The 20,287-nt window shown below is 31.4% G+C and carries 16 protein-coding genes; 11 read left to right on the top strand and 5 right to left on the bottom strand.

Annotated elements, in window-relative coordinates; genetic code table 11:
- The first annotated feature begins 107 nt into the window (after positions 1-107).
- Positions 108-2,612, top strand: coding sequence for a cation-translocating P-type ATPase (locus ABD771_RS13740; protein ID WP_345095581.1), 2,505 nt, complete (start codon positions 108-110; stop codon positions 2,610-2,612).
- 12 nt (positions 2,613-2,624) lie between these two features.
- Here the strand turns inward: ABD771_RS13740 and ABD771_RS13735 are convergent, their stop codons facing one another.
- The gene (locus ABD771_RS13735) at positions 2,625-3,488 is read right to left on the bottom strand and encodes a hydroxymethylglutaryl-CoA lyase (protein WP_345095579.1); all 864 of its coding nucleotides are present in this window, start codon (positions 3,486-3,488) and stop codon (positions 2,625-2,627) included.
- A gap of 209 nt (positions 3,489-3,697) precedes the next feature.
- Here ABD771_RS13735 and ABD771_RS13730 point away from each other — a divergent pair, with 209 nt between their 5' ends.
- Together ABD771_RS13730 and ABD771_RS13725 are read left to right on the top strand one after the other, a co-directional pair.
- Positions 3,698-4,309, top strand: coding sequence for a SatD family protein (locus ABD771_RS13730; RefSeq protein ID WP_345095577.1), 612 nt, complete (start codon positions 3,698-3,700; stop codon positions 4,307-4,309).
- Positions 4,306-5,016, top strand: coding sequence for a DUF3307 domain-containing protein (locus tag ABD771_RS13725; protein WP_345095575.1), 711 nt, complete (start codon positions 4,306-4,308; stop codon positions 5,014-5,016). The genes ABD771_RS13730 and ABD771_RS13725 overlap by 4 nt, the downstream gene beginning before the upstream one ends.
- On the opposite strand, the gene ABD771_RS13720 is transcribed toward ABD771_RS13725, so the two are convergent.
- Complete coding sequence (locus ABD771_RS13720) at positions 4,999-6,021, bottom strand: quinone-dependent dihydroorotate dehydrogenase (protein ID WP_345095573.1); 1,023 nt, start codon at positions 6,019-6,021, stop codon at positions 4,999-5,001. The two genes, ABD771_RS13725 and ABD771_RS13720, sit on opposite strands and share 18 nt — an antisense overlap.
- 110 nt (positions 6,022-6,131) lie before the next feature.
- Between ABD771_RS13720 and rlmH the strand changes: the two genes are divergently transcribed.
- Entirely contained in the window at positions 6,132-6,605 is a 474-nt protein-coding gene (rlmH, locus tag ABD771_RS13715) for a 23S rRNA (pseudouridine(1915)-N(3))-methyltransferase RlmH (RefSeq protein ID WP_345095571.1), read from the top strand.
- Between the two features lie 45 nt (positions 6,606-6,650).
- Here the strand turns inward: rlmH and ABD771_RS13710 are convergent, their stop codons facing one another.
- Positions 6,651-7,271, bottom strand: a complete 621-nt coding sequence (locus ABD771_RS13710) for a hypothetical protein (protein WP_345095569.1) — start codon at positions 7,269-7,271, stop codon at positions 6,651-6,653.
- Between the two features lies 1 nt (position 7,272).
- Positions 7,273-8,097, bottom strand: coding sequence for a dihydropteroate synthase (gene folP, locus ABD771_RS13705; RefSeq protein WP_345095567.1), 825 nt, complete (start codon positions 8,095-8,097; stop codon positions 7,273-7,275).
- Positions 8,098-8,194: 97 nt separating this feature from the next.
- On the opposite strand from folP, the gene ABD771_RS13700 reads away from it, so the two are divergent.
- The 7 genes from ABD771_RS13700 to ABD771_RS13670 all read left to right on the top strand — a co-directional run bounded on the left by ABD771_RS13700 (position 8,195) and on the right by ABD771_RS13670 (position 18,230).
- Positions 8,195-8,737, top strand: a complete 543-nt coding sequence (locus tag ABD771_RS13700; RefSeq protein WP_345095565.1) for a DUF1599 domain-containing protein — start codon at positions 8,195-8,197, stop codon at positions 8,735-8,737.
- Positions 8,738-8,793: 56 nt separating this feature from the next.
- Entirely contained in the window at positions 8,794-9,918 is a 1,125-nt protein-coding gene (locus tag ABD771_RS13695; RefSeq protein ID WP_345095563.1) for a MauE/DoxX family redox-associated membrane protein, read from the top strand.
- 18 nt (positions 9,919-9,936) lie between these two features.
- Positions 9,937-10,440 carry a TlpA family protein disulfide reductase gene (locus ABD771_RS13690; protein WP_345095561.1) on the top strand — a complete coding sequence of 168 codons (504 nt, stop codon included), beginning with the start codon at positions 9,937-9,939 and terminating at the stop codon, positions 10,438-10,440.
- Entirely contained in the window at positions 10,440-11,195 is a 756-nt protein-coding gene (gene tpiA, locus ABD771_RS13685) for a triose-phosphate isomerase (RefSeq protein ID WP_345095558.1), read from the top strand. Before ABD771_RS13690 ends, tpiA begins: the two co-directional genes overlap by 1 nt.
- 121 nt (positions 11,196-11,316) lie before the next feature.
- Positions 11,317-12,210 carry an ABC transporter ATP-binding protein gene (locus ABD771_RS13680; RefSeq protein ID WP_345095555.1) on the top strand — a complete coding sequence of 298 codons (894 nt, stop codon included), beginning with the start codon at positions 11,317-11,319 and terminating at the stop codon, positions 12,208-12,210.
- An 11-nt stretch (positions 12,211-12,221) separates the two neighbouring features.
- The gene (locus tag ABD771_RS13675) at positions 12,222-13,061 is read left to right on the top strand and encodes an ABC transporter permease (protein ID WP_345095553.1); all 840 of its coding nucleotides are present in this window, start codon (positions 12,222-12,224) and stop codon (positions 13,059-13,061) included.
- A gap of 69 nt (positions 13,062-13,130) precedes the next feature.
- On the top strand, positions 13,131-18,230 hold the full coding sequence (locus ABD771_RS13670) for a T9SS type B sorting domain-containing protein (protein ID WP_345095551.1): 5,100 nt from the start codon (positions 13,131-13,133) through the stop codon (positions 18,228-18,230).
- 69 nt (positions 18,231-18,299) lie between these two features.
- Here the strand turns inward: ABD771_RS13670 and typA are convergent, their stop codons facing one another.
- Positions 18,300-20,096: a translational GTPase TypA gene (gene typA / locus ABD771_RS13665; RefSeq protein ID WP_345095549.1), complete on the bottom strand. Its 1,797-nt coding sequence runs from the start codon at positions 20,094-20,096 to the stop codon at positions 18,300-18,302.
- Between the last annotated feature and the right edge of the window lie 191 nt (positions 20,097-20,287).

Raw genomic sequence — 20,287 nt, 5'->3', positions numbered from 1 at the left:
TAAATAGTAATTAGTGAATAGTGATTAGTTTTATCATTTAGCAAATTAAAATGATTGAAAATCCAATAAAAATGATTAACTTTAATGTAACTTCTTAATTCAGTTTTATGATAGATTCCAAAGATAAAATTTCAGGGCTTTCAAATGAAGAAGTTAGTTCCTCAAGAACTAAAAATGGCACCAATTCTTTAGAACATCAAGAAAAAAATCATTTTTTGATGTCATTGTTAGAAATGGTAAAAGAACCTATGTTTTTGTTATTAGTTGCTGCCGCAAGCATTTACTACATTTCTGGCGATTATGGTGATGGAATTTTTATGACTGTTGCTATATTTTTAGTTGCGGCAATTTCTTTATTCCAAGAAGCTCGAAGTAGAAATGCAATTGATGCCTTAAAAAAATTATCACAACCCAAAAGTAAAGTCATTAGAAATAATGAAGTTATAGAAATTCCAAGTGAAGAAATTGTGCTTGGCGATTTTATTCAAATTGAAGAAGGAACTTTTATTCCTGCCGATGCCACTATTATTCAATCAAATGATTTTTCGGTTAATGAAGCAATTTTAACTGGTGAATCTTTATCGGTTTTTAAAAACGAAAACTCGGAAAATAAAACCGTTTTTCAAGGAACGACTGTCTCCACTGGTTTAGCGATTTGCGAAGTAACTGCTATTGGAAATCAAACAAGTTTGGGGAAAATTGGAAAAAGTTTAGAAGAAATTCAAGAAGAAAAAACACCATTACAAATTCAGATTAACAATTTTGTAAAGAAAATGTCAATCATTGGATTACTTATTTTTGGGATTGTTTGGGCTCTAAATTATTACCATTCTAACAGTGTTTTAGATAGTTTACTCAAAGCATTGACAATTGCAATGAGTGTTATTCCAGAAGAAATTCCAGTTGCTTTTGCTTCATTTATGGCACTCGGAGCTTGGCGATTGATGAAAATGGGAATCATAACCAAACAAACAAAAACCGTTGAAACTTTAGGAAGTGCTACAGTAATATGTACCGATAAAACAGGAACAATTACTGAGAATAAAATGAGTTTGGCTCAATTGTATTTATTCAAATCAAATACAATTATTAATACTGAAGAGAAGTTAAATCCTGAAGCTGAAGAAGTTTTAAGTTACACGATGTGGGCAAGCGAACCTATTCCGTTTGATGCAATGGAAATTGCTATTCATGAAGCGTACACTAAATTAGAATCGGTAGATGAACGACCAAATTTTAAATTAATATACGAATATCCTTTAGGCGGAAAACCACCAATGATGACACATATTTTTGAAGATTCAAAAGGTAAAAAAGTCATAGCAGCCAAAGGTGCTCCAGAAGCAATTATCGCTGTCAGTCAATTATCTGAAAGTGAAAAAAAACAAATTTTAGTTGCTATTGAAAAAATGGCTAACGAAGGTTATCGCGTTCTTGGCGTTGGTGTTGCCGAATTTTCTGGAACTGATTATCCTAAAACACAACAAGAATTTAAGTTTTCTTTCAAAGGATTAGTTGCTTTTTACGATCCACCAAAAGCAAATATTCAAGAGGTTTTTGAGACGTTTTACAAAGCCGGAATTCAATTAAAAATAGTTACTGGTGATAATGCTCAAACTACATCAACAATAGCCAAACAAGTTGGTTTTAAAGATGCCGATAAAGTTCTAAACGGTGACGAATTAATGAAAATGGACGAAGCTACATTGAAAGTAAAAGTGATGGAGACAGCCATTTTTACACGAATGTTTCCTGAAGCAAAATTGAAAATTATTCAAGCACTAAAAGACAACAATCAAATTGTAGCAATGACTGGTGATGGTGTAAATGATGGTCCGGCGCTGAAATCGGCTCATATTGGAATTGCAATGGGTAAAAAAGGAACAGAAATTGCTAAACAAGCAGCGAATTTAATTTTGATTGACGACGATTTTGCAAAAATGACCGACGCTATCGCTATGGGAAGAAAGATTTATTTGAATTTAAAAAAAGCTATTCAATATATAATTTCTATTCATATTCCAATAATTTTGGTTGTGTTTATACCATTAGCATTAGGCTGGATATACCCTAATATATTTACACCAGTTCATATCATTTTCTTGGAAATAATTATGGGACCAACCTGTTCTATAATTTATGAAAACGAACCCATGGAACGCAATTTAATGTTAGAAAAACCGAGACCTTTAACAACAACTTTTTTTAACTTGAAAGAAATTACTATTAGTATCATTCAAGGATTGGTTATTACTTTGGGGTTATTATTTATGTATCAATATTGCATCCAAGAAGGGTTTTCAGAAACCTATACGCGAACTTCAATTTTTCTAACCTTAATTGCTTCAAATATTTTTCTGACTTTGGAAAATCGTTCGTTTTATTATTCCATTTTTACTACGATTCGATATAAAAATAATTTGGTTTTGATGATTATTGGGATAACAATTGTTGTAACTTCACTCCTGCTTTTTGTTCCTATTTTTTCAAAATTCTTTTTGTTTGAAATAGTTGATTATAAGCAAATTGGATTTAGTATTTTAGTAGCATTTGTCTCAGTAATGTGGATTGAAATTTATAAAATTTTCAAGAGAAAAAAAGCAACTAATTAAAAAAAGTTAAAATTAATGAAACTCTCCAAATAAACGTGAAGCCACATTATAAGCACTTTCAAAACTCATTGGACTTGTGTTCGTGTCGGCTTTTTGTTGGGTGAAATAGGATAACATTTTCTCAGTTGGCATATTTCCTGTTAAGTCATCTTTTGCCATTGGACAACCACCAAAACCTTGAATCGCGCCATCATAACGTCGACAACCAGCTTTATAAGCCGCATCAATTTTTTCGTGCCATTTGTCTGGAGTTGTGTGTAAATGCGCTCCAAATTCGATGTTTGGATATTTTGGAATTAAATTGGAAAACAAATAATCAATAACCTCGGGCGTTGAACTTCCAATAGTGTCTGAAAGTGATAAAATTTTAACCCCCATATTGGCTAATTTCTCGGTCCACTCACCTACTACATCAACGTTCCATGGATCGCCATACGGATTTCCGAAACCCATTGAAATATAGGTTACGACTTCTTTATTGGATTTATCAGCAATGTTTAAAATTTCTTGTAAAGTGATTAAACTTTCAGCAATAGTTTTGTGGGTATTTCGCATTTGGAAATTCTCTGAAATAGAAAATGGAAATCCTAAATACTGAATTTCTTTATGAACTGAAGTCAATTCTGCTCCTTGCGTATTAGCGATAATTGCTAATAATTTACTGGATGTTTGCGATAAATCGAGTTGTGCCAAAACTTCAGCAGTATCAACCATCTGTGGAATGGCTTTAGGAGAAACAAAACTACCAAAATCAATAGTATCAAATCCAACACGAAGTAGCGCTTGAATATAATCCACTTTTCGTTCCGTTGGAATGAAAGGTTTAATGCCTTGCATGGCATCGCGTGGACATTCTATAATTTTGATTTTCTCCATTTGTTGTCAAAGATACTAAAGAAATCGTTTTTACGAAATCGTTTTTTATAAAGTAACAAAATTTAATTATTACACTTTTGGGTAATAACTTAAAATATTACGTATTTTGGTAATAATTAAATATATTACGTATTTTGGTAATAAATTGAATTATTACGTATTTTGGTAATAATCGTTGTTTTATTAAAAATATTTATTACTTTTGATTTATGATTGTGATACTTACAGGCGACATTATCAACTCAAGAAAGGTTCCTTCCAAGAAATGGATGGATGACTTAAAAGCATTATTTCAAACGATTGGGAAATCTCCAAACGATTGGGAAATCTATCGTGGCGATGAATTTCAATTGGAAATCAAAACTATAGAAGACGCTTTGACTATTGTTTTTCAAATTAAAGCTTTTTTTAAATCCATAGATTTAGATGTAAGGATGAGTTTAGGATTTGGAGATAAAACACATAAAGCAAGAAAAATTACAGAAAGTAATGGCAGTGCTTTTATTCGTTCTGGTGAAACATTTGAAACCTTAAAAAAGCAAAAAATAAATTTAGCCATCAATTCTGGAAATGCTGAATTTGATGAAGAATTGAATTTAATGCTGAATTTAAGTCTATCCTTTATGGATAATTGGCTACAACAATCGGCTGAATTTGTGTTAGTTGCTATTCAAAACCCAACACTTTCCCAAGAGGAAATTGGAGTAAAATTAGGAATCAATCAAGCAGCAGTGAGTCGAAGACAAAAACGTTCTAATTATGAACTGATGATGCAAGTAGATCGTTATTTTAGAAAAAAAATAAAATCTCTTGAAATATGATTGTGTTTGTAAAATTACTTTTGGCTCACTTATTAGGCGATTTTTTATTGCAACCAACTCCGTGGGTAAAAAATAAAGAGCAAAAAAAACACAAGAGCATCTACTTGTATTTACACACCTTACTTCACTTTGCTTTGGCTTGGATTTTAGTTGGAACTACTGATTTTGGTTGGTATGCCTTCGCTTTAGCAGTATTACACGGTTTTATAGATTTTTTGAAGTTACATTATCAAAAGTCAAAAACTAAACGTATTTGGTTTTCTGTGGACCAAATTTTACATTTACTTGTTATTATTGCAGTTACATTAATTTATAACAATACTACGATAGATTTTACAAGTATTGGAAATCAGTTTTGGATTACAATTACAGGTTTTATTTTATTGACAAAACCAACTTCACTCATCATTAAAAACATCATTTCTATTTGGACACCCGAAAATAAAACCAATGATGATTCGCTACAAAATGCCGGAAATTATATTGGAATTTTAGAACGTCTTTTTGTATTCTGTTTTATTTTGACTGGCCATTTTGAAGCTATTGGATTTTTAATAGCCGCAAAATCAATCTTCCGATTTGGAGATTTAAAAGAGGCAAAAGACAGAAAACTAACGGAATATGTTCTAATTGGAACGTTATTAAGTTTCGGAATTGCTTTATTAATTGGACTTTTAGTACAAATAAGTTTAGGATTTTCTTTTTAAAATCGCCTTATTTATTTCCTTAACTAATTTTGGACCTTCGTAAATAAAACCTGTGTAAAGTTGAATTAAACTTGCTCCTGCTTCTAATTTTTCGATAGCATCTTGAGCCGAATGGATTCCTCCAACACCAATAATTGGAAACGATTTATTACTTTTATCAGATAAAAATCGAATCACCTCAGTTGAGCGTTTTGTCAATGGTTTTCCAGATAATCCGCCTGTTTCTGATTTATTTTCAGACTGCAAACCTTCTCTTGAAAGTGTTGTATTGGTTGCAATTACACCTGCAATTTTTGTTTCGTTTACAATATCAATAATATCTAATAATTGAGAATCGGTTAAATCTGGAGCTATTTTTAGGAGGATTGGTTTTTGTTTTGGCTTAGCTAAGTTTTTATTTTGAAGTGTTTGCAACAAATCTGTCAATGGCTTTTTATCTTGTAATTCACGAAGATTTGGTGTGTTTGGTGAACTTACATTTACTACAAAATAATCAACATAATCGAAAAGTGCTTCGAAACAAATTTCGTAATCTTGAGTGGCATTTTCATTTGGCGTAAGCTTGTTCTTTCCAATATTTCCGCCAATTAAAACGTTTTTATTCTTCTTTAATCTTTCAACAGCTTCTTGAACTCCGCCGTTATTAAAACCCATTCTGTTAATAATTGCCGAATCTTCTTTTAATCGAAATAATCTTTTTTTAGGATTTCCTTCTTGACCAACTGGCGTTAATGTTCCAATTTCTATAAAACCGAAACCAAAATTGGAAAGTTCTTTGTATAAAACTGCATTTTTATCGAAACCAGCAGCTAATCCTACAGGATTTGGGAATTTTAATCCAAAGACCTCTGTTTCTAATCGTTTGTCGTTTACTAAATACAACGATTTGAAAAGAGAGGAAAACCCTGGCATTTTAGATAAAAATCGGATTAATGAAAAGGTAAAATAGTGTACTTTCTCAGGATCAAATTGAAAAAGAATTGGGCGAATTAGTAGTTTGTACATTTTGTTGTAGTTGTGTTTTGCAAAAATAGAAAATTGTTTGGAGTTGAAAGTTGGAAGTTGAAAGAAAATAAAAATCTATTTGTAAATTTGCGACTTATAATAATTCAACTATGAATATTCGTCTTCTAGCCATTGGCAAAACCGATAATAAATCACTTCAAACTTTAATTGACGATTATACAAAAAGGTTATCTTTTTATGTGAAATTTGATTTGGAAGTGATTCCAGATATAAAAAATGTAAAAAACCTTTCGGAAGCGCAACAAAAAGAGAAAGAAGGCGAGCTAATTTTATCTAAACTTTCTGCAACTGACCAGCTAATTTTATTAGACGAAAACGGAACTACTTTCTCAAGTTTAGGTTTTTCTGATTATTTACAAAAGAAAATGAACGCCGGAATAAAAACCTTAGTATTTGTAATTGGCGGTCCGTATGGATTTAGTGAAGAAATTTACAAAAAAGCACAAGGAAAAGTATCACTTTCAGAAATGACTTTTTCTCATCAAATGGTTCGTTTATTTGTAATTGAACAAATTTATCGTGGGTTTACAATTTTAAGAAACGAACCTTATCATCATCAATAGAAAGTACGAAGTTTGGAATACGAAGTACAAAGTTTATTGACACATTTAGAAAATATAGATTTCACTAATAATCATTTCTATTTCCAATGTATTGATAAAAACTGCATTTTTAATAAAAGTATCGTAGCTAGCTTCCTTGTCAAAAGAAAAGTTATATTTCAAAGGTTTATCACTTTTCAAACTATTTAAATAATTTATCAAATTAGATTTTTCAACAATGGTTTTATTAACTAAAACTTTATCGCCTTTGGTGAAATAAATCTCAACTCCAGATTTTGGCTTTTCAAGTTTAAATTTTAGACTTGCAAAAGGTAAGAATGCTAAAGTTTTTTTCTTGTCATTTGCATATGAAAAAAAATTCTCGGCAGCTTCATTTTTATGAATGCTTTTATCTTTTTTAGCTTGCAATTTTATTAGTTCTGGCATCACTAATTTTAAAGGTAAACGTTTGTCGATATTAAAAATCCAATTGGTTGAAACTATGGCATTTTTTCTGTTTAAATCAGCAATAGTATCTTTTCCTTCGACTTTAAAAAATATATAAATTGGAGAATGCTCTTTAACGTCACCAATGATTGTTCTATCTGCTTTTGGTAACTGAATTTCTTTCTTTCCCTCACAAGATAGGATTCCAAAAACTATTAATAATACTAAATATTTTTTCATTTTAATGATTTAATTGATTGAATAATTTGACACACTCCACAGCTTCCTTTACATCATGAACGCGTAATATTTTTGCTCCTTTCATTAAGGAAATCGTATTTAATGACGTAGTTCCATTTAATGCAAATTCAGCTGTTGTATCCAACGTTTTATATATCATAGATTTTCTTGAAACACCTACAAGTAATGGCAATTCTAACATTTGAAATAATTCTAATTTACTTAAAACTTCAAAATTTTGTTCCAATGTTTTAGCAAATCCAAAGCCTGGATCGATAATCAAATCATTGATTCCTAAACTTCTTGCTTTGGCTACTCTTTCAGAAAAATAAAATATCATTTCTTTGATTATATTCTCATAATGAGTCATTTTTTGCATTGTTTGAGGTGTTCCTCTCATGTGCATCATAATGTAAGGCACTTGAAGATTTGCAATAGTTTGAAGCATGGCATCATCCAAGTTTCCAGCAGAAATATCATTTATCATCGCTGCGCCACTTTCTATAGTTTCTCTAGCAACTTTGCTTCTGAAAGTATCGATTGAAATAATGGTTTCAGGAAATTCATTAAGTACCTTTTGAACGATTGGAAGTATTCTTTGCAATTCCTCTTCTTCTGTCACAAACTCCGCACTTGGCTTACTTGAATATCCGCCAATATCGATAAAAGTTGCACCTTCTAAAAGCATTTTTTCAACTTGCAGCAAAATTGATTTTTCATCTATATGTTTTCCACCATCATAAAAAGAATTGGGTGTAACATTGAGAATTCCCATCACTTTGGGAGTAGATAAATCGATAAGTTTTCCTTTACAGTTAATCGTCATTGTACTTTGTACTTCAATTTGAATTCTTTACTTTTGACCCGAGACCATTTTGGTTCGAATCGTAAGTAGTAAAAATTATTATACAAAGATACCATTAATGAAGAATACTTCACAAGAATACGACAAAGTAATTGGCATTTGCCGAGATTTATTTAGTAAAAAAATGACTGATTATGGAAGTGCATGGCGCATTTTACGTTTGCCATCATTAACCGATCAAATTTTTATAAAAGCACAACGCATAAGAAGTCTTCAAGAAAACGAAGTTAGAAAAGTAGACGAAGATGAAACTGGTGAATTTATTGGCATCATCAATTATTGCATTATGGCTTTGATTCAATTAGAATTAGGTGTTGTTGACCAACCAGATTTGAATACCGAGCAAGCAGTAAAATTATACAACGAAAAAATTGCTTTAACCAAACAATTGATGGAAGACAAAAACCACGATTATGGTGAAGCTTGGAGAGAAATGCGCGTAAGTTCACTTACTGATTTAATTTTACAAAAATTACTTCGTGTAAAACAAATTGAAGACAATAAAGGAAAAACTTTGGTTTCTGAAGGTATTGACGCCAATTATCAAGACATGATTAATTATTCTGTATTTGCATTGATTTTAATGAAATTCGGACAATAACATATCGTTAACAACTTACAATTAAAAGCCTTTTTACCTTTGTAAAAACATATTTTATGGAAACAAAAAAATCATATATAGCTTGGTCAATTAGAATTTTAGTTTCGTTACTATTTATTGTTTCAGCTGTGGCCAAAATGTATCCTTCACCTTATTTTGCCATATCAACATTTGAAGTAAAACAGCTTTATACTTTAGGTTTTTCTGAGCATGTTGCGCCTTATTTTTCAAGAACTCTTATTGGAATCGAATTGGCAATGGGATTTTTATTGTTGCAAAACCATTGGTTGAAACGTTTTATTGTGCCAATGACTATTTTACTTTTAGCCGTTTTTGTTGGACATTTAACTTATGTAACTTTTCTGAGTGGTGGAGACTCTGGTAATTGTGGTTGTTTTGGAGAGTTAATTCCGATGACACCAATTGAAGCAATTATCAAAAATATTGTTGCCATTGGATTACTTGGATACTTATATTATATTCTTCCGAAAGAAACTTCAAATCATAACTTTTGGATTTTAACAACAGTCCTTTTTGCTACTATTTTAGGAATATACATGGTAGCTCCTATTCAACCAGTTGCAACTGCTCTTCCTGTTTCTGAAACTGAAGAACCTACTGAAGGTTTTGATAATTCAATGCCTACAATAGATTCAACAACTATGACGCTTCAAAATCCTTTGGAAAATGAAAAATTAACTAATGAAGTTAAAAAAGATACCGCTAAAAAAGTAGAAGTTCAAAACTTGAATGAACCTAAAAAGGTAAAATCAGGAAATGCTGCTCTTTTTACGAGTATTGACAAAGGCAAAAAATTACTTTGCTATTTTGTTCCTGGTTGTGACCATTGTAGAGATGCGGCCAAAGAACTAACAGAAATGAGAAAGAAAGATGCTAGTTTACCGCCACTTTCTATCATTTTCATGAATGAAGAAGCTGATTTAATTCCTGCTTTTTTCAAAGAAGCTGGTGCAACTTATCCATACAAAATCATTGAAATCATTCCGTTTTGGAATACTCTTGGAAGCGGAAAAGATACACCTGGTGTAAAATATCTTTGGAATGGAAACGAAATAAAATACTATTGGGGAATAACTGACGATAAATTTGTTGGTGAAGATTTGAAAAAATATTTGAACCAATCGTATGAAGAACTTAAGAAAACGCATCCAAAATTATAAACTTATAATTAATTGAAAATGAAAAAAGTAATAGTAATATTAACAATAATAATGACTTCAATATCATGTGGTAATGCACAAAAAAAAGAATTTTCAAAAGAAGCTCTTAAAGGTAAATTAACAGACACCGAATCTAAAGAAATTACTTTTAAAGAAATTTTAAAGAAACATAAAGGCAAAACCATTGTGATTGAATTTTGGGCTTCTTGGTGCAGTGATTGTGTAAAAGCAATGCCAAAAGTTAAAGAGATGCAAGCTAATAATCCAAACGTAGTTTACATTTTCATTTCTTTAGATAAAACTTTTGATAAATGGAAAGCTGGAATAGAAAAACACGAATTAGCAGGAGAACACTACTGGGTTAATGACGAAAAAGGTATGAAAGGTACTTTTGGAAAATCCGTTGATTTAGATTGGATTCCAAGATACATGATTATCAATAAAAAAGGTCAAATTGAATTGTATCGTGCTATTGAAACTGACTTTGAAAAAATTAATGCTACTTTAAAAACACTAGAATAATGAGAAAGAAAATCGTTGCTGGCAATTGGAAAATGAACAAAAATGCCGAAGAAACTGAAGATTTATTAAATGAACTTATTGATAAATTACCAAACGATATTGAAGCACAAATTATTGTTGCCCCAACGTTTGTTAACTTAGCATCTGCTTCTGATCATTTAGAATTTACAAATATTGTGGTAGCTGCACAAAATATGCATCAAGCAGAAAGTGGTGCTTACACAGGAGAAATTTCTGCAGATATGTTACAAAGTATTGGAGTAAATACGGTTATTCTTGGTCACTCAGAAAGAAGAGCTTATTTTAACGAAACCGATTCTCAATTGGCATATAAAGTTGATACAGCACTAAAACATAACATGACAGTGATTTTTTGCTTTGGTGAAGAATTAAAAGACCGTCAAGACAATCAACATTTTAATTTAGTTGAAACTCAATTACGTGACGGATTGTTTCATATTAGCAATGAATCTTGGGAAAATATTATCTTAGCATACGAACCAGTTTGGGCAATTGGAACAGGAGAAACTGCTTCACCTGAACAAGCTCAAGAAATGCACGAGTTTATTAGAGAAACAATTCGCAAACGTTTTGGAAGCGATATCGCTGAAGATGTTTCAATCCTTTATGGAGGAAGCGTAAAACCAGATAATGCAAAAGAAATTTTTGGTAAACCAGATGTTGATGGTGGACTAATTGGTGGCGCGGCACTAAAAGCAGATGACTTCGTTGGAATTGTAAACGGATTAAGATAATTAATATTCAAAATAGTTTAAATCCTCAATTGTAATTCAATCAGTTGAGGATTTTTTTTTATTACTTAGTAACAAATTCTTACATTCATCGTCTTACTCTTAAACCAAACAACAAATTATTTTGGAAACAATTCTAAGCATTAAAAATCTTCACAAACGTTATGGCAAACTACAAGCTGTTAAAAACGTTTCACTAGAAATTCAAAAAGGAAATGTCTATGGCATTTTAGGACCAAACGGAAGTGGAAAATCTACCACTCTTGGTATCGTATTGAATGTTGTCAATAAAACCTCAGGAGAGTATTCTTGGTTTGGAGGCACATTGCAAACACATGAAGCTTTGAAAAAAGTTGGTGCTATCATTGAACGCCCAAATTTCTATCCTTACATGACTGCAAAAGAAAACCTTGAATTGGTTTGCAAAATAAAAGGCATCAGCTACAATAAAGTCCAAGAAAAACTAGAAGTTGTTGGATTGTATGACAGAAAAGACAGCAAGTTCAACACTTTCTCACTTGGAATGAAACAACGTTTGGCCATTGCATCTGCTTTACTTAACGATCCTGAAATTCTTATTTTAGACGAGCCAACCAATGGTTTAGATCCACAAGGAATTCATCAAATTAGAGATATCATAAGATTAATTGCTTCACAAGGAACTACAATTTTATTGGCTTCTCACCTATTGGATGAAGTTGAAAAAGTATGTTCACATGTATTGGTTTTAAGAAAAGGCGAAATTCTTTACTCTGGAACTGTTGAAGGAATGTCTACTAATAATGGTTTTATCGAACTTCAAGCCAATGACAATAAATCATTGATTGCTGCGCTTCAAAATCATCCTAATATTACCAAAATAGTTGAAGAAGAAGGTAAAGTTTTAATTTATTCTAATACCAATATTGATCCTTCAGAATTAAATAAATTTTTGGTTGAGAAATCAATTTACTTAAACCATTTAGCTAAACGTAAAAACAGTTTAGAAGCACAATTTCTTCAATTAACAGGCAAATAATCTACACAAAAATGAAACGATTACTCTCAATAGAATTACAAAAAATCTGGAAAAATAAAGCAAGTAAAATTTTAACTTTAAGCTACTTTATTTTGCTAACTTTTATAGCTTTAATTGCCTCAATAAAAATTAATATTGGTAATTTTCAACTTCATATTGCTGAACAAGGAATATTCAATTTTCCATACATTTGGCACTTTAACACCTATATTGCAGCTATTTTAAAATTCTTCCTTGCGGTTGTTATTGTATCGATGATGGCAAACGAATATAGTTATGGTACTTTAAAACAAAACTTAATCGATGGAATGAGTAAAAAAGAATTTGTAACATCAAAATTCTTAACCGTTGTAGTATTTGCTGGAGTATCTACATTGTTCATTTTTATACTATCACTTATTCTTGGATTATCATTTTCATCCTACAATGAGGTTGGAATAATCTTTTCTGAAATGGAATATCTTTTAGCTTATTTTATAAAACTAACTGGATTTTTCTCTTTCTGTTTGTTTATTGGAATTTTAATAAAACGCTCTGCTTTCGCACTAGGATTCTTATTCGTATGGAATATTATTGAAGGTATAATTATCGGAATTTTGAATTTTAAAGTTTTTCCAGATAGTGATTTTGATAAAAATATTACTCAATTTCTACCTTTAGAATCCATGAGTAATCTTATAGTTGAACCATTTACAAAGCTATCAGTTATCAAAAATATTGAGACAACTATTGGTGGTGCAGCAAACTTGAAAGATTATGATGTACATTGGTATTCAATTCTTATTGTACTTGCTTGGACAGCCATTTTCATTTCATCCTCTTATTATCTTTTAAAAAGAAGAGATTTATAGTCTATATAAGAATGTTAAAAAAATATAAGTTCTTTAGATTAACTCTAATATATTTGCTATTTTTATCAAATGAAAAAGAGAGTTTTACTATACTTACTAACTGTTTTATTATCAGCTAATTGTTTTTCGCAGTTTAGCAAGACGCATTACATTCCACCATTGTCTCATACAGATTCTGTAGAGCCATTGAACCAATATCTATATATTTCTAGTCCAAGTTTGGTTCCTATCAACTTTCAAATTCAAGAAATTGGTGGTACAACAATAAATGGAACTGTAAGTAGAGACACTCCATATGTATATTCAATTGGTTTTGGAACAGATACTCAACTTCTAACTAATGAAATTGATGTGAGTGTTGTTAAAAACAATAAAGGTTTTATCGTTCAAGCACAAGATTTAATTTATGTTACTGTAAGGTTAACAGCACAGAGTAATCTTCATGCAGGTGGACTTGTCGCCAAAGGTAGTGCGGCTTTAGGAACAAACTTTAGAATAGGTGGTTTCATTAATACTGGTGCTCCAACATCTACTGAAAATTATTTCACCTTTGCTTCTGTACTCGCTACAGAAAATAATACTACAATTACATTTGATGATATCAAAACAGGTGTAACACTTTTAAATAATGCAGCTGCAGGAAATACACCTGCAAATGTTACTCTTAATGCTGGTGATAGTTATGTTATTGCCGTTAAAGGTCCATCTGATCCAAATAGAGATGGCTTGATTGGTATGTTGGTGAACTCTAATAAACCCATTGCAGTAAATTGCGGTTCTTTTGCAGGAAGTAATGGTTCTACAAGTAATTTAGATTTAGGCTTTGACCAAATTGTTTCTGCAGAAAGAACTGGACAAGAATATATTTTCATTAAAGGATCAGGAGTAGATGTAACAGAAAGACCTTTAATTGTTGCTCATGAAGACAACACCGAAGTATTTACAAACGGAATAAATTTACCTATTGCTAACTTAAATGCTGGAGAATACTTGGCTTTAGATGGTTCTCAGTTTTCTGCTAATGGTAATTTATATGTAAATACTTCAAAGAATGTTTTTGCTTATCAAGGAATTGGTGGTTCTACAAGTCAAGCCAATCAAAACATGCACTTTTTACCACCACTAAGTTGTCAAACACCAAAAACTATAAATAATATTCCTTTCATTAATGAAGTAGGAAACTTATCCAATTTTGCAGGAACAGTTTGTTTAGTAACTAAAACTGGAGCTACGTTAAACTTTATAATTAATGGTACAAGTTATACTTTAACAAGTTTACCAGGAAGCATAAATGTAAATGGTCCATTTGCAGTAACAGGTAATGTCGATTATGTAACTTATACTTTTGAGGGTCTTAATGGTAATGTATCAGTATTTTCATCAGAGCAAGTATATTTATCCTATTATGGTTCAAGTGGTGCAGCAACCTATGGCGGATTCTACTCAGGATTTACTTTTAAACCAGAAGTAGTTTTTCAACCAGTGGCAGGAAGTAGTTCCAATTGTATTCCAGATGTAAATTTAGAAATAAGTTCATTAAGTGGTTTTGATGTATTTCAATGGTATTTCAATGGAGTAGCAATAAGTGGAGCTACAAATAGCTCATACACTCCTCTACAACCAGGATATTACAAAGTAAAAGCAACATTAACAGAATGTGGAATTGATTTATTTTCTGACGAAATTCCAGTAAGTACTTGTTCTACAAATTCTGATAGTGATAATGCTAACGACAATATCGACCAAGATTATGATGGTGATGGAATTACAAATTGTGACGAATCCTTTGGAAATCAAAATATCTCATTAGCAAATCCACTTGCAGGAATTGTTGCTGTTGGAACTTATTCAAATTCATTTACAGGTGTAATTTCAACTTCTACAACAGCAAGTGCAACACCATTTATTGGCAATGCTGACGGAAGTTTTGTCACAGAAATTCCACCAGGAAAGACAAATACTGTTAAATATCAACTTACTTTTCCTCAACCAATATCATTAGGAATTGAATATGTTACAACAGCAAATTCAACTGATTTATTAGATGCGAATGCTGAATTTATTATTAATTCACCAATAAATAAAACAATAACTGTTCTAAATCCAACAAATCAATTATTAATCGATACTAACTATGACGGAATTTTTGAAAGTGGTGTTACAGAATATTCTTCTTTCGAAATTCGATTTAGAGTAAACAGCACTACTCCACTTGCAGCTGGTACTGGAACATTCCGATTCATGACCAGTCAAGCAACTTCTATTAGTTTTTCACATAGAAATTTATCGGATGCTTTACCTAACAAATCAACATTCAAAATCATAGCTACTTGTGTACCTAAAGACTATGATGGTGATGGCGTTTTTGACCAATTTGATTATGATAGTGATAATGATGGTATTCCTGATTACATAGAGGTACAAGGCGCTTCTTTTGTAGCTGTATCAAATATTGATGCTAATAATGACGGAATTGATGATGCTTACAACACTGGATTAACACCAGTTGATTTTGATAATGATGGTATAGTAGATTATCTTGATTTAGATTCTGACAATGATGGAATTTACGATTTAAATGAGTCAGGATATACTTTAACAGATGCTAATTCTAATGGCATGATTGATGGAACTAATTTTGGCATCAATGGATGGTTAGACTCTTTAGAAACAACTCCAGATAGCGGAATTATTTCAAATACCATCGCTAATACTGATAGTGATTCTCTAAATAATTACTTAGATTTAGATAGTGATGGTGATGGTTGTGATGATGTTATTGAAGCAGGATATACAGATGGAAACAATGATGGAATTTTGGGAAATACAACTCCTCCAACAGTAAATCCAAACAATGGAGTGGTAACAAGCGGAACCGGTTATGTTAACCCAAATTCTAATTTTTTCACACCTGCTCCAATTGTAATTACTACACAACCTGCAAATCAATTTTCATGTGAATTGCAAGGCACAACATTTACGTTAATAACTTCAACACCAATAACTACTTATCAATGGCAAGTATCATCAGATAATGGTTTGACTTGGACAAATATTACAAACAATACAAATTATGCTGGAGCAACAACAGACGTTTTAGCTGTAAATAACATTGCTTCATCAATGGCAGTAAACAAATATAGAGTAGTTCTTAATAGAACAGGAAACTCTTGCGGTTTGATTTCTGGTGAGGCTTCTTTATCAATTTATGCTTTACCTGTTGTGGTTTCTCCATTATCATTAATTCAATGTGATGATAATACTGATGGTATTTCTACCTTCAATTTAACTGAAAAAAATACATTTATTTCTACTAATTCAGCGAATGAAACTTTTACGTTTTTCACAAATCAAACTGCTGCTCAAACCAACGATACTGCATTTTTAATTTCAAGCCCCATAGCATTTACAACAGCTAATACATCCGTGTGGGTAAGAGTTCAAAATGCAAATAACTGTTTCAGTGTTGCAAGATTAGATTTGATAGTGTCTACACCACAATTACCAGCTAGTTTTATCATACCTAATCAAGTAAAATGTGATGATTATATTAATGCAACCAATAACGAATATGATGGAATTGCAACATTTGACTTAACGCAAATTTACAACAACACTTTAGCACAATTACCTACTCCTACCTCTGATTTTACAATAAAATTTTATAAAAATCAGGCCGATTTTAATGCTGAAAATGATAGTAATGGTAATTCATTAGCTATAACAAATATTTCAAATTATAGAAATATTGGCTATCCAAATTCACAAACCATTTGGGTTCGTGTTGACAGCAATATTAATAACGGATGTTATGGTTTCAAAACTTTTAATGTTATCGTTGAACCAACTCCTGTTTTCAATACAGTTGGCGTAAACAATGTTATTCGTCATTGTGATGATGACCATGATGGAATTTACGGATTCAATACTTCTACTCTTGAGAACGATATTCTTCAAGGTCAAACAAATATTGACGTAACCTACTATGACAATTTAGGAGTTCCATTTGCTATGACAAATCCTTTTACTGTAAATACTTCTCAAACTATTACAGTAAGATTAACGAATAATCCTTCATTAGCAACAGATGGCCCATGTTATTACGAGAAAACAATTCAGTTTATAGTTGATGATTTACCACAGATTTTTCCACTATTACCAAATCAATTAACTTTTTGTGATGATGAAACCGATCCTGCTGACCAAGATGGGTTATTAAATTTTGACACAACAAACATACTTCCAACAATTTTGCAAGGACAAACAGGTTTTGATATCAGTTTCACTTTACAAGATGGAACTATTGTAACTTCTTTACCTCCAACATTTACTACAGGAACTCAAAATGTAACCCTAACATTAACAAATCCTTTAAACCCTAGTTGCCCGGTTTCTACAATTTTAAATTTTATTGTAAATCCAACTCCAAATATTGATATCAATCAAAATGGTTGGGCAAATCAACTTGTTTGTACCAATCTTCCAACTTTTACAGTAACATTAGATGCTGGAATTACAGATGCAACACCAATTAGCGCTTATACATATCAATGGTATTTAGAAGGAAATTTACTTGCAGGTGAAACAAATTACTCAATAACTGTTAATACTGGTGGAACCTATTCAGTTGTTGTTACCAATTCATTTAGTTGCCCAAAAACTAGAACAATTGAAGTTACCACTTCAGTAATTGCAACAATTGATAATATCAATATTATTGATTTATCTGAAAATAATTCTGTCGAGGTAATTGTATCTGGAAATGGCGATTATGTTTACAGTATTCAAGAACCTTATGGCCCATATCAAGATTCGAATATTTTTACCAATGTACCAATGGGCTTTCATACAATATATGTAAAAGACTTAAATGGATGTGGTATTTCAGAACAATTAATATCTGTTTTAGGGGTTCCACAATATTTTACTCCAAATGGAGATGGTTTTAACGACACCTGGAATATTAAAGGCGCAAATGAGCAATTCTATACAAACTCTATCATCCACATTTATGATCGATATGGTAAATTAGTAAAACAAATATCGGCAATTGGTCAAGGTTGGGACGGTACTTTTAATGGTAATTTAGCACCTTCAGATGATTACTGGTATAATATTACTTTTGATGATGGTAGAAATGCAAAAGGACACTTCGCTCTCAAAAGATAATCATAAAGTTAACTCCATAAAAAAACCATCAGCTTTCACTGATGGTTTTTTTTATTCAAATTTGAAGAATTAGATTTTAAATCTTTTTCTATCATTTTCAGTTAAATAAATTTTTCTCAAACGAATAGTTTTTGGAGTAACCTCAACATATTCATCTTTTTGAATGTATTCTAAAGCTTCCTCTAATGAGAAAATAATTGGTGGAATAATTCTAGCTTTTTCATCATTTCCAGATGAACGAACGTTTGATTGTTTCTTAGCTTTTGTTACGTTAATACACATATCATCACTACGAGAATTTTCTCCAATTACTTGTCCTTCATAAATTTCATCATTAGGATTTACGAAGAATTTACCACGATCTTGCAATTTATCGATAGAATAAGGAATTGCTTTTCCGTTTTCCATAGAAATTAATGAACCATTATTTCTTCCAGGAATCTCTCCTTTGAATGGTTCGTAACCTATATAACGGTGCGACATGATTGCCTCACCAGCAGTAGCAGTAAGCAATTGATTTCTCAAACCGATAATTCCACGAGATGGAATATTAAATTTAACAATCATACGTTCACCTTTACCCTCCATAGATAACATTTCTCCCTTACGGATAGAAACAAATTCCACAGCTCTTCCTGAAAGATTTTCTGGTAAATCGATTGTTAACTCTTCAATAGGCTCACATTTTTTACCATCAATTTCTTTGATAATAACTTGTGGTTGACCAATTTGTAATTCGTAACCTTCTCTTCTCATTGTTTCAATAAGAACCGATAAGTGAAGTACTCCACGACCAAAAACCATAAATTTATCAGCAGAATCAGTTTCACCCATACGCATTGCAAGGTTTTTCTCTAATTCTTTTGTCAATCTATCTCTAATGTGTCTTGAAGTAACAAATTTACCTTCTTTACCAAAGAAAGGCGAATCGTTAATTGTAAACAACATACTCATTGTAGGCTCATCAATAGCAATAGTTTGTAATGCTTCTGGGTTTTCAAAATCAGCAATAGTATCACCAATTTCAAAACCTTCAACACCAACAATTGCACAAATATCACCAGCTATAACTTCCTGCACTTTTTTACGACCTAAACCTTCAAAAGTATGCAATTCTTTAATTCTCGATTTCATTACAGAACCATCTCTTTTTACTAAAGAAATTGGCATTCCCTCTCTTAAAACACCTCTTTCTAATCTACCTATCGCAATACGACCTGTAAATGAAGAGAAATCTAAAGAAGTTATTAACATTTGTGGTGTTCCTTCAGAAACTTTTGGTGCAGGAACATGTTCTACTACCATATCTAATAAAGGCTCAATATTATCTGTCATATTTTCCCAATGATCAGACATCCAGTTATTTTTAGCTGAACCATAAACCGTAGGAAAATCCAACTGCCATTCTTCTGCACCCAATTCAAACATCAAATCGAAAACTTTTTCATGCACTTCTTCAGGTGTACAATTTTCTTTATCAACTTTATTGATAACTACACAAGGCTTTAAGCCTAAATCAATTGCTTTTTGCAATACGAAGCGAGTTTGAGGCATAGGACCTTCAAAGGCATCAACTAAAAGACAAACTCCGTCAGCCATATTTAATACACGTTCCACTTCTCCACCAAAATCGGCGTGCCCTGGAGTATCAATAATGTTGATTTTTGTTCCTTTATACGAAACAGAAACGTTTTTTGAAGTAATTGTAATACCTCTTTCACGTTCTAAATCGTTGTTATCAAGAATTAAGTCACCTGTATTTTCATTTTCACGAAAAAGTTGACAATGGTACATAATTTTATCAACCAAAGTAGTTTTACCATGGTCAACGTGAGCAATAATTGCAATGTTTCTAATAGATTCCATCTGATTTTTTTAGGAGGTGCAAAGGTACACTTTATTTTGATATAAAAAACCTTACTAACAAGAGTTTACATTTTAATAACTATTATTACTTGAAAGATTAAAAAAATGATTATTTTTTTAATAAAAAAGATGGTTTCATCATTTTTTTTTTATTTTTGAGTGATGAAAAGTTTTTTTTACAAGAGTATAGT

Source organism: Flavobacterium chungnamense, assembly GCF_039539165.1.
GTDB lineage: Bacteria > Bacteroidota > Bacteroidia > Flavobacteriales > Flavobacteriaceae > Flavobacterium > Flavobacterium chungnamense.
The sequence above is the reverse complement of the archived record's forward strand: the minus strand, read 5'-3'. Positions and strand labels throughout refer to the sequence as shown.

Coding starts and splice junctions, on each gene's coding strand:
- ABD771_RS13740 (WP_345095581.1), top strand. CDS start 108: ATGATAGATTCCAAAGATAAAATTTCAGGGCTTTCAAATGAAGAAGTT.
- ABD771_RS13735 (WP_345095579.1), bottom strand. CDS start 3,488: ATGGAGAAAATCAAAATTATAGAATGTCCACGCGATGCCATGCAAGGC.
- ABD771_RS13730 (WP_345095577.1), top strand. CDS start 3,698: ATGATTGTGATACTTACAGGCGACATTATCAACTCAAGAAAGGTTCCT.
- ABD771_RS13725 (WP_345095575.1), top strand. CDS start 4,306: ATGATTGTGTTTGTAAAATTACTTTTGGCTCACTTATTAGGCGATTTT.
- ABD771_RS13720 (WP_345095573.1), bottom strand. CDS start 6,021: ATGTACAAACTACTAATTCGCCCAATTCTTTTTCAATTTGATCCTGAG.
- rlmH (WP_345095571.1), top strand. CDS start 6,132: ATGAATATTCGTCTTCTAGCCATTGGCAAAACCGATAATAAATCACTT.
- ABD771_RS13710 (WP_345095569.1), bottom strand. CDS start 7,271: ATGAAAAAATATTTAGTATTATTAATAGTTTTTGGAATCCTATCTTGT.
- folP (WP_345095567.1), bottom strand. CDS start 8,097: ATGACGATTAACTGTAAAGGAAAACTTATCGATTTATCTACTCCCAAA.
- ABD771_RS13700 (WP_345095565.1), top strand. CDS start 8,195: ATGAAGAATACTTCACAAGAATACGACAAAGTAATTGGCATTTGCCGA.
- ABD771_RS13695 (WP_345095563.1), top strand. CDS start 8,794: ATGGAAACAAAAAAATCATATATAGCTTGGTCAATTAGAATTTTAGTT.
- ABD771_RS13690 (WP_345095561.1), top strand. CDS start 9,937: ATGAAAAAAGTAATAGTAATATTAACAATAATAATGACTTCAATATCA.
- tpiA (WP_345095558.1), top strand. CDS start 10,440: ATGAGAAAGAAAATCGTTGCTGGCAATTGGAAAATGAACAAAAATGCC.
- ABD771_RS13675 (WP_345095553.1), top strand. CDS start 12,222: ATGAAACGATTACTCTCAATAGAATTACAAAAAATCTGGAAAAATAAA.
- ABD771_RS13670 (WP_345095551.1), top strand. CDS start 13,131: ATGAAAAAGAGAGTTTTACTATACTTACTAACTGTTTTATTATCAGCT.
- typA (WP_345095549.1), bottom strand. CDS start 20,096: ATGGAATCTATTAGAAACATTGCAATTATTGCTCACGTTGACCATGGT.